General features: G+C 47.9%; 13 protein-coding genes. 7 read left to right on the plus strand and 6 right to left on the minus strand.

The annotated features are described in order from the left end of the window. Positions 1–3: 3 nt before the first annotated feature. Positions 4–681, plus strand: a complete 678-nt coding sequence (rsmI, locus tag L6466_RS02635) for a 16S rRNA (cytidine(1402)-2'-O)-methyltransferase (RefSeq protein WP_091819261.1) — start codon at positions 4–6, stop codon at positions 679–681. Between the two features lie 13 nt (positions 682–694). Beyond that, complete coding sequence (locus L6466_RS02640; protein WP_237793439.1) at positions 695–1546, plus strand: Cbp1 family collagen-binding glycoprotein adhesin; 852 nt, start codon at positions 695–697, stop codon at positions 1544–1546. 11 nt (positions 1547–1557) lie between these two features. On the opposite strand, the gene L6466_RS02645 is transcribed toward L6466_RS02640, so the two are convergent. Continuing rightward, positions 1558–2001, minus strand: a complete 444-nt coding sequence (locus tag L6466_RS02645) for a nucleoside deaminase (RefSeq protein WP_237802179.1) — start codon at positions 1999–2001, stop codon at positions 1558–1560. Between the two features lie 114 nt (positions 2002–2115). Continuing rightward, positions 2116–4320, minus strand: a complete 2205-nt coding sequence (locus tag L6466_RS02650; RefSeq protein ID WP_237802178.1) for a hypothetical protein — start codon at positions 4318–4320, stop codon at positions 2116–2118. A 166-nt stretch (positions 4321–4486) separates the two neighbouring features. Between L6466_RS02650 and L6466_RS02655 the strand changes: the two genes are divergently transcribed. Next, complete coding sequence (locus L6466_RS02655; protein WP_237793436.1) at positions 4487–5185, plus strand: biotin--[acetyl-CoA-carboxylase] ligase; 699 nt, start codon at positions 4487–4489, stop codon at positions 5183–5185. A gap of 5 nt (positions 5186–5190) precedes the next feature. Further along, on the plus strand, positions 5191–5901 hold the full coding sequence (pyrH, locus tag L6466_RS02660; RefSeq protein ID WP_091819266.1) for a UMP kinase: 711 nt from the start codon (positions 5191–5193) through the stop codon (positions 5899–5901). A gap of 5 nt (positions 5902–5906) precedes the next feature. On the opposite strand, the gene L6466_RS02665 is transcribed toward pyrH, so the two are convergent. From L6466_RS02665 to L6466_RS02675, 3 genes are read right to left on the minus strand one after another with little or no spacing between them, the layout of a single operon-like run. Further along, entirely contained in the window at positions 5907–6287 is a 381-nt protein-coding gene (locus L6466_RS02665) for a DUF4834 family protein (protein WP_237802177.1), read from the minus strand. 21 nt (positions 6288–6308) lie between these two features. Next, positions 6309–7004: a CDP-alcohol phosphatidyltransferase family protein gene (locus L6466_RS02670; protein ID WP_091854268.1), complete on the minus strand. Its 696-nt coding sequence runs from the start codon at positions 7002–7004 to the stop codon at positions 6309–6311. Positions 7005–7008: 4 nt separating this feature from the next. Beyond that, positions 7009–7704, minus strand: coding sequence for a phosphatidylserine decarboxylase family protein (locus L6466_RS02675; protein WP_091819269.1), 696 nt, complete (start codon positions 7702–7704; stop codon positions 7009–7011). A 128-nt stretch (positions 7705–7832) separates the two neighbouring features. Here L6466_RS02675 and dnaE point away from each other — a divergent pair, with 128 nt between their 5' ends. The 3 genes from dnaE to L6466_RS02690 all read left to right on the plus strand — a co-directional run bounded on the left by dnaE (position 7833) and on the right by L6466_RS02690 (position 12323). Further along, positions 7833–11624 (plus strand): DNA polymerase III subunit alpha, encoded by a 3792-nt coding sequence (gene dnaE, locus L6466_RS02680; protein ID WP_237793434.1) that lies wholly within the window; start codon positions 7833–7835, stop codon positions 11622–11624. 61 nt (positions 11625–11685) lie between these two features. Next, positions 11686–12000, plus strand: a complete 315-nt coding sequence (gene trxA / locus L6466_RS02685) for a thioredoxin (RefSeq protein ID WP_091819271.1) — start codon at positions 11686–11688, stop codon at positions 11998–12000. A gap of 2 nt (positions 12001–12002) precedes the next feature. Continuing rightward, positions 12003–12323: a hypothetical protein gene (locus tag L6466_RS02690; protein WP_091819272.1), complete on the plus strand. Its 321-nt coding sequence runs from the start codon at positions 12003–12005 to the stop codon at positions 12321–12323. Positions 12324–12366: 43 nt separating this feature from the next. On the opposite strand, the gene fucP is transcribed toward L6466_RS02690, so the two are convergent. Continuing rightward, the gene (fucP, locus tag L6466_RS02695; RefSeq protein WP_237793433.1) at positions 12367–13701 is read right to left on the minus strand and encodes an L-fucose:H+ symporter permease; all 1335 of its coding nucleotides are present in this window, start codon (positions 13699–13701) and stop codon (positions 12367–12369) included. Positions 13702–13798: the final 97 nt, after the last annotated feature.

Here is a 13798-nt window from a genome sequence, read left to right on the forward strand (position 1 = left end):
GAAATGGGAATATTATATATTGTACCCACGCCTGTGGGCAACATGGAGGATATGACGCTACGCGCCATCCGTATTCTGAAAGAGGCAGATCTGGTGCTGGCTGAGGATACCCGTACGTCGGGCATCCTGCTGAAGCATTTTGAGATAAAGAACCAGCTGATGTCGCACCATAAGTTCAACGAGCATGGTACGAGCGCTGGTATCGTTCAGCGATTGCTGGCAGGTCAGACTGTCGCCTTAATCAGCGATGCCGGCACACCTGGTATCAGCGATCCAGGCTTCTTCCTCGTTCGCGAGGCCGTACGTGCTGGCGTTGAGGTGCAGACGTTGCCTGGTGCCACGGCATTTGTGCCTGCTTTGGTAAGCAGCGGACTGCCTTGTGACCGTTTCTGTTTTGAAGGCTTCCTGCCCCAGAAAAAAGGACGTAAGACGAAACTGGAATCCCTGATAGACGAGGAGCGTACGATGATTTTCTATGAGTCGCCTTACCGGTTGGTGAAGACGCTGGAGCAGTTTGCTGAGGTGTATGGCGCTGATCGTCAGGTGAGTGTATGCCGCGAGATATCGAAGGTGCACGAGGAAAGCGTCAGAGGTTCCTTGGAGGAAGTGATTGCCCATTTCAAAGAGACAGAGCCACGTGGCGAGATAGTCATCGTGCTTGCTGGTAAAACGAAAGATTAATAAAAAGAAGAATATGAGAAAGTTTTTATTTTTTGCTTTGGCTTTGTTGGCTTTAGCATCGTGTAAGGACAAGACCAACACACGTGAGACTGCTGATCTGAATCAGCGTATCGACTCATTGAATCGTGTGAATGTACAAAAGGACAACGAGATTAATGATATGCTTGAAACCCTCAATACCATTGAGGATGGTTTCCGTGCTATCAACGAGGCTCAGGGTCGCGTGACGGTGGAGCGTCGTGGCGAGGGTGCCGATGCCGCTCAGCGTATCCGTGAGAATATGCAGTTTATCAACGAGACGATGACCCAAAACAAGGACCTCATCAATAAGCTGCGCCTGCGCTTGCGCGACAGTAATACCGCCAGCGAGCAGTTGCGCAAGACGCTTGAGAACCTGACAGCCCAGTTGGAAGCCAAGGAGAGTGAGCTGGCTGTGCTGCGTCAGGAACTGGAAGCCAAGGATATCCATATTGCCGAGCTGGATGAACAGGTGAGTCAGTTGAACGAGGATGTGACTACCCTGAAAGATGACAAGGCCCGTAAGGAGGAGACCATCAGTCAGCAGGACAAGGAACTGAATACTGCCTGGTATGTCTTTGGCACGAAGCGTGAGCTGAAGGAGCAGAATATCCTGAAGAGTGGTGAGGTGCTGCAGGGCAACTTCAATAAGAACTACTTTACGAAGATTGATATCCGCGTTGACAAGGAAATCAAACTGATGTCGCGCGACGCCAAGCTGCTCACCAACCATCCTGCAGGTTCTTATACACTGGAGCGCGATGCCAATAAGCAATACGTGTTGCGTATTACCAATCCGCAGCAGTTCTGGAGCACCAGCAAGTATCTGGTTGTTCAGGTAAAATAAAAAAAACAGGCTCAGCGCCTGCTTTTAAAGAAATCTTGCATCAGTTGGCGGCATTCTTCTTCAAGGATGCCGCCTTTGCATTCTGCCTTTGGATGTAGCACGCGCGGGGCATACTCCCGAAAACCGCGCTTGGGGTCGGCAGCGCCATAGATGATACGTGGCACCTGTGCCCACCCGATGGCGCCTGCACACATGGGGCAGGGCTCTACGGTGACATAGAGGGTGCAGTCGGTCAGGTATTTCCCGCCCAACTCGTTGGCTGCCATCGTGATGGCTTGCATCTCGGCATGGGCTGTCACGTCGGTCAGCGTCTCTGTCAGATTATGTGCGCGCGCAATAATTCTGTCCTTGCACACCACCACAGCCCCAATGGGAATCTCTCCCTCATGCAGTGCCAGCTCGGCCTCTGCCAGCGCTTTGCGCATATACTGCTCGTCTTTTTCTTGTTGCTCCATGATGCAAAAGTACGAAAAAATGGGCAGATAAACAAATAATATGGACATAAAAAAAGAAGTGGCGGAATGCTGCGAGATGCCATCCGCCACTTGTTATATGTATTCTTGTGTGAGCTACTTCACGCCAATACCCTGAGCATTGAAGCGCTGTCCGTTTTTCTCAATGAAGAGACGGCCCTTCTTCAGGTATTTCGCTGCACCGCTGCGGGCTGCCTTCTCTGTGGTAGCGTCGCTGATGCCTGTAATGGTCGTCTTAATGACACACTGTACCTTTTTGTCGTTAGAGTTGACAGCGTCGATGGTGACGACACCATCTTCCGCAACGGTCACCGTACCGCTGACGAGGAACCAGGTGTCTATCAGTGTGCCCTCACTATCGAGAAAGCCTGCAAAGGTTTTCTCGGTAATACTGCCAGATTCGTCAATTCCATGACTCATGGAAACTGTCTGCGGCAGGTGTGAGTCACTGATGGGGTATGTGCCAGGAGTCAGCGTGGTGGCATTATCGTCAACCCAGAGCTCCAGAAGTACAACGGCTTTGTTCTCATTCATCGCACTGAGATAGACGACGTTATCTTCTATATGATCAGTGTCTAATTCATAGACCACAAAGTTCTCTTTGAAATCCGCTGTGTTGTTGTCTAAGCTGTATGGCTTGGGCACAATAGCAGTCAGGTCAATGGTGAATTCAGGGATATCTGTAGGATCCTCCTCGTTCTGGCAGAGTAAGGTGCCGGTGATGTGGGCTATCTTCGTGTTCTCATCGTATTCCACGTTGAGGTTGGCATCCACACAGGAGAATTCATTTCGTTCCTCGCCGACGATGTCGGTCACCACATAGTTATTGTTCTTCACCAAATCTTCGATGCGATATGTACCTGTTATGTTCTTAGGTCTTTTTGCAGTGATAGAGATATACTGCGTCTTGTCGGCATTGTAGCCGATAGCATCCCAGTAGAAGTTGCTCAGGAATAGATTTATAGCGGGGAAGGTCAACGTCTGCTGACGGGTGGCAATGGGCTTGAGATACGAGAGATCAAGGGTATATTCCACGTTGTTATAACCCAGCATTGTGCCGGTAACACGGATATTGCCGTCGTCGTAGGTAATAGTAAACTGTCCGCTGTATATCTCGATAAATTCGGGTTTGCTGCCATCTCCTTTGTAGGACATAACGACTGCTTCCGTGTCGTCCTTTCCGATAGTGTATGTTCCTGCCATCTTTTCTCCCAGTCCTTCAGGGTAGATGGACAGGTTGACGGCATGCTTGTCATCGAAAGCAGAAAGCGAAACATCGCCGAACCAGTCAAAGGAAGCGTCTGCTACCATCAGATTCGTTGCTGTGATAGACACCTTGCTCTCTGCTTGTGGCTTCACGAAAAACATGGTGACATGATACGTGTTGCCATCTGCTGCCAGGATGGTTCCCTTAGCGTCAATGCGCTGGTCTGTCTCGGTCACCTGGAACGATGCCTCCAGCATTTTCAGTGCTTTCCAGACGGGCTCTTCCTCGGCCTTGCCTGTGTTTATTTTGATATACGAGGTATAAAAATCAATGTCGTCGCCACTGAAGTTGCCTGCTGGTGAGTTTGCGTCATCACTGAAATAGCAGAACTGAACTATGTAGTTGTCGTTCTCGCCTTTCAGCATCCATGATTTGTCGCTCATGTAGCCAAAGCGCATAGAATTCTCGATGTTCAGTGTGACGGTGTTGCCCGTTAACGTATATGGGTCTTCGTCGTAGTTCAGTATGTATGTGTTACCGTCCTCATCGGTCACTGTGGCTGAGATATGCACGTCGTAGTTCTCACCCCTGGTCTTTGTGAAGGTGGCCTCTGTGTAATAGTGCTCATTCCAGAATTCATCATCCCACTCGCTTTTACTTTTATCCATATCGTCGAGCGTGTAGGTCTTACCCCACTCAATATCGTGCTTGCCTTCAGCAGTATAGATACTGAAGTAGAACGACATACTTTCGTCGGCAGTTTCCAGAAGATAGTACGACGTGTTGCTTGCAGGATTTTCGCCCAGTTTGACTTTGGCTGTATAACCGGCAATGGTCACATTGGTGGATGCACGGCGTGGCGTGCGGCGAGCGTTACGGGTACTGGGGAATGTGCTGGAGAAGGCGGACTTCAATAATCTGTTCTGTCCCCACGTGAATGTGGTTCGCTTCTCCTGTTCCTGTTTTTTCGGCATTCGTGTTGTCTGTGTATTAGCCAGCTTTCGCTTCAATAAGGCTTTTGAATTGCTCTGAGGCGCTGCATTTGCGCTGATAATCATCATGATAGCGCAGAGAAAAGTAAACATTTGTTTCATGTTCGTTTTTTTTTGATTTAAGGAAAATTATTTATTATCAGATTTTATGCAAAGGTAATGTTTTATTGTCAATCTGCAAAATTTTTGGACTGCAAAAATACACTGCGCCATCAATTATTTTGTGATAACAGAATAAGGTTCACGGATTTTTTTGTACTTTTGCACCGTGGAATGGAAAATTATTCATATTGATGAGACAGACTCCACTAATCGTTGGATAAAAGAAAACGGTTCTGGCGATATGGTGGTCGTTGCCGATTACCAGACGGCTGGTCGTGGCTGTGGCACCAATAAATGGGAAAGCGAACGGGGTAAGAATTTGCTTTTTTCTATTCTGATACATCCTGTTGAGGTGCCTGTGATGAAACAGTTCCATATCTCAATGGCTATCTCAATGGCTATCTTTGATGCGCTGGAACAATATATTGGTGATGTGAGTATCAAATGGCCCAATGATATCTATTGGCGTAATGGGAAACTGGGTGGCATCCTGATTGAGAACAGGTTGCAGGGCGGCTGCATCAAGGACTGCATCATCGGTATTGGGCTGAACGTTAATCAAGAGCAGTTTTTCAGTGACGCGCCGAATCCTGTATCCTTGAAACAGATACATGCCGAAGATACAGATCGCGAACAGTTGCTGAGGGATATCCTTGCCCGTTTTGAACAGTATATGACGCAGGATGTGAAAGCCCGATATCTGGCGCATCTCTATCGTCGCAAAGGCTTCCATCCATACACAGATAAGCAAGGAGCATTTATGGCAGAGTTGGTCGATGTTGAGGCCGACGGACATTTGCTGTTGCGTGATGATAACGGTACGCAACGGCGATATGCATTTAAGGAAGTAACATTTATAATATAAAGAATATGGCAAGATTTAAAAGAATTCTTCTTAAACTATCGGGCGAGAGCCTGATGGGAAAGCAGGGCTTCGGTATCGACCCTGAGCGTCTGAGTGACTATGCTCAGCAGATTAAGGAAGTGGCCGAGATGGGGGTGCAGATTGGCATCGTCATTGGCGGCGGCAATATCTTCCGCGGATTGAGTGGCTCGCAGAAAGGCTTCGACCGTGTGAAGGGTGACCAGATGGGTATGTGTGCAACGGTAATCAATTCCTTGGCACTGTCGTCAGCCCTGGGTGCTATCGGTGTTAAGAATAAGGTGCTGACGGCTATCCGCATGGAGCCTATCGGTGAGTTCTACACCAAGTGGAAGGCTATCGAGGCGATGGAGCAGGGACAGGTATGCATCTTCTCTGCAGGTACGGGTTCGCCTTATTTTACTACCGATACCGGTTCGTCGCTGCGCGGCATTGAGATTGAGGCCGACGTGATGCTGAAGGGTACACGTGTGGATGGTATCTATACGGCTGACCCTGAGAAGGATCCTACCGCAACAAAGTTCAATGATATCACGTATAAGGAGGTGCTGGCACGCGGTTTGAAGGTGATGGACCTCACTGCTATCTGTATGTGTCAGGACAATAACCTGCCTATCTATGTGTTCAACATGGATATTGTGGGCAACCTGAAGAAAGTGATGGCTGGTGAAGAGATTGGCACTCTGGTGCACAACTAAATTTTTTATCTCTCCTCTTTAAAGTCAACATATTCGCCCTCGTCCTGGGCGAATATTTTTTTGTCCCTGTTGGGGGCGCGTTGATCGGTGATAGTGATGCCGCCGGCAGTGCGGAACGTACGACTGTTGGTTTGTTGCTGACTCTGCTTCTTTTGTTTTTGTTGCTTGTCTGTGGTCTTGAAATAGTCGTCATCAAAATCAAGATCGTTGGCGTCTGTTCGCTTGTAATATTTCTTTGACAGTCGCTCAAACTCCTCATCGGTCATCTCCCCATTGGTCATTCGCTTGATAAAGCGAAAACCCTTGCGCAGGTAGTAGAGTGCTACAAGCAAGACGGCTGCAACAATGAGGATGAAAACGACGAATATGATGAGAAAAAACTCCATAGGCTACGCAGAAAAGACGGATTATTTGCGTTGTGTGAGAATCGAAAGCAGAATGTACCATGCAATCACAGCAGCCAGTCCGCTTACTCCCAAGAATGCAAGCAGGATGATGCTGGTCAGCAGGAAGATATACTTCACCTCGTTGCCCTTCCATCCCCAGGTCTTGAATTTCAAGGCAAACATGGGAATCTCGGCTATCAGCAGATAACTGAAGATGAATACCGCTGCAATAACACCGTAAACAGAGTAGGGTGATGAAGCAAGGAAATCGCCAGCGCCTACGATAAGTGAACCCCAGAACAGAGCATTGGCAGGTGTCGGTAATCCGATGAATCCCATAGCCTGGCGCTCGTCAAGGTTGAACTTGGCCAGACGAAGTGCAGAAAAGGCTGCCATGACGAATGCGGCATAAGGCAACAGGTCGTTAATGATGCTTGTCTCGCCCGCGTTGGCGCACATGTTCTGAAGAAAACTGAAGATGATGGCCGATGGTGCAAAACCAAAGGTGATATCATCGGCCAGGGAGTCAAGCTCTTTACCTATGGGCGAACTGACGTGAAGCAGACGGGCCGTCATACCGTCAAAGAAATCGAACACGGCTCCAATGACAATAAACAGCAGCGCTAATTCAAATTCGGTCTGAAAAGCCCAATAGGTGGCTATACAACCCGAAATCAGGTTGCAGCATGTAATCATATTGGGAATATGCTTCTTCATATCATTAAGGCAGTTTTGCAATCACCGTCTGGTCACCAGTAGTGGGCTGCTTCATCTTGACACATGGTGTAGAACCAAGTGGCAGGTAAACGTCCACGCGTGAGCCCAACTTGATGAATCCCAGGTGCTCGTCAATGTAGCAGTCTTCATTGCTCTTGGCGTAGGTCACGATACGTCGTGCCATGGCGCCGGCAATCTGGCGTACCAGAACCTCCTGGCCGTCAGGTGTTTCTATCATGATGTCGGCATGCTCGTTCTCCTCGCTGGCCTTGGGCAGCCAAGCCTTGTGGTAGTTGCCGTCAAAGTGTTTGACAAACTTGACCTGTCCGTCAACGGGGAACCAGTTGGCATGCACGTTCAGCGGACTCATGAAAATACTCATCATCAGTCGCTTGTCGTGGAAATACTCGTCCTCGTCCACCTCTTCAATCACCACAATCTTACCATCGGCAGGTGCTACAACAGTTTTTGTCGTGTCATCATTGAAATAGCGGATAGGGCAGCGATAGAAGTTGAGCATCAACAGCCATGCCATGCCAAAAATGGCTACAAAGAGGATAAAGGGAATGATAGTCAGCGTATCGGATGTACGCCACAACACTACAGCGATAGCAACAAGGATAAACATGCTATAAAGCAGTTCCTCTGTTCCTTCGCGATGGATACGTATTTTTTTTAATTTTTTGATTCTTTCTCCCATGGTTGGTAGTGAAATACACAATTTCGATGCAAAGGTAATGCTTTTTTGTCAATTAACAAACTTTTTGGGCTATTCTTTTGGTAATATCAACTTTTCAACGTAACTTTGAACTCCAATTTGAGGATTTCATGGAAGATTTTATACATTTACACGTACATACTTATTATTCTATACTTGACGGACAGTCGAAGATAAAGAATCTGGTCGACAAGGCTGTCCGTGATGGCATGCGAGGCATGGCTATCACCGATCATGGCGATATGTTTGGCATCAAGGAGTTTCACGACTATTGTATCGGTGTGAACAAAAGTCGCAAGAAAGAAGGTTTGGACCCCTTTATTCCTATCTTTGGTTGCGAAATGTATGTATCGCGTCATGGCTCGAAGTCCTTACGTCGAGGTAAGGAGGACCAGAGCGGTTATCACCTTATTGTGTTAGCCAAGAATTATAAGGGCTATAAGAACCTGATTAAGTTGGTGTCGAACTCGTGGGTAGATGGTTACTATATGCGTCCTCGTACCGACCGTGAGGATCTGGAGAAGTATCACGAGGGCTTGATTGTCTGTTCGGCATGTATTGCTGGCGAGGTGCCTGCAAAAATCCTGAAAGGCGATATGGCTGGTGCCCGCGAGGCGGTGGAGTGGTATCACCGCGTGTTTGGCGAGGACTATTATCTGGAACTGCAACGCCACGAGGTGAAAGATCCCACGGTGCGTGCCAATCGTGAGACTTTCCCCCTGCAGCAGCAAGCTAATAAGGTGCTCATTGAACTGGCTCGGGAGTATGGCATTAAGCTGATATGCTCTAATGATGTGCACTTCGTGGAGCAGGAGAATGCTGAGGCCCATGACCACTTGCTGTGTCTTTCTACAGGTAAGGACCTTGATGATCCCACACGTATGCTCTACTCCAAGCAGGAGTGGTTCAAGACCAAGGCCGAGATGAACGAGATCTTCAGCGATGTGCCAGAGGCGTTGAGCAATACGTTGGAGATATTGGAAAAGTGCGAGATCTATTCTATAGACCACGACCCCATCATGCCATTCTTCCCCATTCCGGAAAGTTTCGGCACCGAGGAGCAGTGGCGTCAGCGTATCAGCGAGGAGCAACTCTATGAGGAGTTTACACGCGACGAGAATGGAGATAATCCCATGTCGCGCGAAGAGGGTGAAAAGAAAATCAAGAAGTTGGGCGGCTACGACAAGCTCTACCGTATCAAGTTTGAAGCCGACTTCCTGGCAGAACTGGCATATAAGGGAGGTAAGGAACGCTATCTGCCCAACGAGGAGCTGGTGCTTGAGAAGGTAGAGGTTGATACTGGCAATCCCCAATCCTCATACACCATTCTGCACTCGTCATTACCCAAGGAGGTTGACGACCGTATCCGATTTGAACTGCATATCATGAAGACCATGGGTTTCCCAGGTTACTTCCTTATTGTGCAGGACTTCATCAACTCGGCACGCGATGAACTGGATGTGTGGGTAGGACCAGGACGTGGCTCTGCTGCCGGTTCTGTGGTGGCTTATTGCTTGGGTATCACGAAGATTGACCCCTTGAAATACGATTTGCTGTTTGAGCGTTTCCTGAACCCCGACCGTATCTCGCTTCCTGATATTGACACCGACTTCGATGATGATGGACGCGGAAAGGTGCTGAAATGGGTGATGGATAAGTATGGCCACGAGAACTGTGCCCATATTATCACATATGCCTCTATGGCCACAAAGAACTCCATTAAGGATGTGGCACGTGTTGAGAAGGTACCCCTGGCTATTTCAAATGCCTTGTGTAAGGCTATTCCTGACCGTCTGCCTGATGGTATGAAGATGAATCTGCCCAACGCTATCAAATGCACACCCGAACTTCGTGATGCTGAGGCCAGCACAGATCCTGCACTGGCAAATACGATTAAGTATGCGAAGATGTTGGAGGGCACGGTGCGTGGTACGGGTATTCATGCCTGCGGTTTTATTATATGCCGTGACCCGATTAGTGACTGGGTGCCCGTCTCTACTGCCGACGACCCGGACTTCAAGGATATGAAGACCAACTGTACGCAGTATGATGGTCACGTGATTGAATCAACGGGGTTGATCAAGATGGACTTCTTGGGACTGAAGACGCTTTCCGAGATGAAGGAATGCTGCGCTGTTATCAAGCAGACGCGTGGCATCGATGTTGACCTCGACCATATTCCTATCGACGACCCCAAAACGTTCGAACTCTACCAGCAGGGACGCACCATTGGTACGTTCCAGTTTGAGTCGAATGGTATGCAGAAATATTTGCGCGAGTTGCATCCTACGGTCTTCGAAGACCTTATCGCTATGAATGCCCTCTATCGCCCGGGCCCAATGGACTATATCCCTTCGTTTATCGCTCGTAAAAACGGTAACGAGGAAATCAAATACGATATTCCCTGCATGGAGAAATACCTGAAAGATACCTATGGTATCACGGTGTATCAAGAGCAGGTGATGTTGCTCTCTCGACAACTGGCCGACTTCACCCGAGGCGAGAGTGATGCTCTTCGTAAGGCCATGGGTAAGAAGAAAAAGGATATCGTAGATGCCATGAAGCCTAAATTCATCGAGGGCGGAAAGAAAAATGGTCACGATCCGAAGGTGCTCGATAAAATCTGGGCCGACTGGGAGAAGTTTGCTTCTTATGCGTTCAATAAGTCGCATGCCGCCTGCTACTCATGGGTGGCTTATCAGACGGCCTATTTGAAGGCTAACTATCCTGCCGAATTTATGGCTGCCATCATGAGTCGTCGTCGTGACCAGATTACTGAAATCACCAAACTGATGGATGAGTGTAAGTCGATGGGCATCGCGACACTGGGTCCTGATGTGAACGAGTCGTATCAGAAATTCGGTGTGAACCATAAGGGTGAGATCCGTTTCGGTTTGGCTGCTATCAAGGGTCTGGGTGATGGCGCTGCTCTTGCTATTATTAATGAGCGCGAGAAGAACGGTCCTTATAAGGATATCTACGACTTCGCACAGCGTATACCGTTCTCCAGCGTGAACCGCAAGGCATTTGAATCACTGGCGCTGAGTGGCGGATTTGACAGCTTTGGTATTCGCCGTGAGGCTTTCTTTGCTGAGAATAATAAGGGAGAGATGTTTATTGATACGTTGGTGCGCTATGGCCAGACCTATCAGATTGAAAAGCAGCAGGCCGTCAATTCTCTCTTCGGAGGTTTCGATGATGTGGAGATTGCTACACCGCCTGTACCAAAGACGGATGTGCGCTGGAGTGATATAGAACGCCTGAATAAGGAACGTGACCTTGTAGGTATCTACTTGTCGGCACACCCGCTGGATGAGTATCGTATCATACTTGAGAACCTGTGTAATACTAAGTGTAGTGAATTGGCTGACGTCAGTTCGCTCAAGGACCGGCAGGATGTTATCTTTGGCGGTATCGTTACTGCAGTCCGTTCAAAGTTCACAAAACGAGGTGAGCCTTGTGGCTTTGTCACGATAGAAGATTTTGACGGCTCGGGTGAGTTGGCACTTTTCGGACAGGACTGGGGTACCTTGAATGGTATGTTTACCGAGGGTGCCACTGTCTATGTGACAGGTAAGATGAAACCGCGTTTCCAATACTCGGATGCTTTGGAGCTCAAGATTTCCAATGTGGAGTATCTGCAGAGCGTGAAGGACAAGGCTATCGATCGTCTTACAATCTTCGTGGTTACAGACCATGAGGAGATGAATGAGCAAGTGGTAGAGGAACTCAACAATCTTGTTGCTGAGTGTCCGGGTAATACCCGGCTCTATTTCCAGTTGCGCGACTCTACTGGCAAGCATCGCGTGCTGCTCCGTTCGCAGAACAGGACCGTTGATGTGAGACAGCAGATTATTGATTTCATTGATGAAAATCCGGCATTGGATTATAAGATTAATTAATGGCACGGTGTTTGCATGGTTGATATTGACACATAATAACCCTAAATAAAAACTAAAGTATATGGAAGTACAAGTAACAAATGAGAACTTTGAGTCTCTGAAGAATGGTAATCTGCCCCTGGTATTGGATTTCTGGGCTACATGGTGTGGTCCCTGCCGTATGGTGTCTCCAATCCTTTCTGAACTGGCAGAAAAATACGATGGAAAGATCGTTGTTGGTAAGTGCGACGTAGAGGAGAATGAGGATCTGGCTGCAGAGTTCGGTATCCGCAATATCCCTACTATCTTGTTCTTTAAAGGTGGTGTTCAGGTAGATAAGGTCGTGGGCGCCCAGTCTAAGGATAAGTTCATTGAGAAAATTGAAGCAATGCTCTGATTATGGCAACTTTTGACGAAGAACTGCTACAGGATCAGGAGGAGAATAAGCGCGAGATAGCGTTTATCCGTGAGCAGCTGCCCAGCGACTTGAAGGAATTGTATACCGACGACCAACTGGTGTGGATGCTTGACACCATCGCTACCTATTTCTATGAGAGTGGTATCCTGGAGTCTGATGATGACGAGGTGGATGTCGATATCGATGATGTGGCTGGCTATCTGTGCAAACAGGCAGAGAAAGAAAAACTGTCCCACCTCGATCCCGATGAAGTCCGTTTCGTCGTAGAAGCTGATTTGGATTATCAAGAAAATAGCCTGTGAATTTCACAGGCTTTTTCTTTGTATTTAACTTTGTGTATTCTCCTTAAACATGGTCTTCTGCGTCAGGACTCAGGATGTAATGGCGGATATATGCCCTGTGTCCATAGATGGCTATCACAATGAAACTGATTAAGGGGATAGTAAACGAAAGGTTTGTAGCGGAAATGTCCATGATGGTGATGCCAGAGTCAATGATGAGGGCCTGGAGTGGTGGAAAGACTGATCCGCCCAGGATGGCCATGATAAGTCCGGCACCGGCAAACTTGACGTTGTCGCCAACGTGGCGTAGCGCAATGCCGTAGATGGTTGGAAACATCAGTGACATGCAGGCGGAGATGCCAACCAGACAGTAGATGCCGTTGCGGTCGGGGAATAGGATGGCACCTATTGTAAGTCCGATGGCCGATATGGCTAATATGGATAATAGTCTGCCTGCTGGTATGTATTTCAGGAACCAGGTGCATATGAATCGGCTGACGGTGAAGAACACCATGGCAATGATGTTGTATTTCTGTGACAGGATTTCTGCACTTTTCTCGTCCATGCCTTCTTCCATGAATACGCGTGTACCGTATTGTATGATAAAGGTCCAGCATGATACCTGGGCTCCTACGTAGAAGAACTGGGCGATGATACCTTCGCGATAGTTGGCTATGTGAAGCAGTTCTTTGAAGGCTCTTACGATGCTTTTGTTTACGCGGGTGTCGGTGGCTTTTGGCATCTTTGTCAGTCGGATAAGTACCAACAGGAAGATGCAGGCTGCTCCCAGTCCGAGGTATGGGCCAATAAGTACGCTTAGGTCGTTGTCTTTCAGGATGTTAAACTGTGTGTCTGGCAAAATGGCACGCTGTTCTGTGGTCATCGGACTCATCTTGCTTTGTACGAACTCCATGGCGATATACATACCCATCAGTGCCCCTATGGGGTTGAATGCCTGTGCCAGGTTCAGTCGTTGGGTGGCAGTATCCTCGCTACCCATGCAGTAGATATAGGGGTTGCACGACGTTTCCAGGAATGAAAGACCGCATGTCAGGATGAAATAGGCCAACAGGAACGGGTAGTACATACCTGTCATTTTGGCAGGAAAAAACATGAATGAGCCTATGGCAAAGAGCGACAAACCTACCAGTACACCGGCTTTAAAGGAGTAGCGCTGAATAAACATGGCAGCGGGAAAGGCCATGGCGAAATAGCCTAAGTAGAAGGCTACCTGTACCAGTGCACCTTCCGTTACGCTCATGCGGAAAATCTTGGAGAAGGCCTTCACAATAGGGCCTGTCATGTCATTAGCAAAGCCCCATAAGGCGAAACAACTGGTAATCAGTATGAATGGTATCAGAAAGTTGATGCCGTTTTTCGTGAGTATCTTTACTTCCATTTTTAGCTTTTAGTTATTTAATAATGGTGCAAAATTACATTATTTTTTTTATTTATCTGCTTCTTTGCGTTTTTTTATTTAAATTTGCAGGCAAATA

The organism is Prevotella communis (assembly GCF_022024175.1).
In the GTDB taxonomy this organism is placed as follows: Bacteria; Bacteroidota; Bacteroidia; order Bacteroidales; family Bacteroidaceae; genus Prevotella; species Prevotella communis.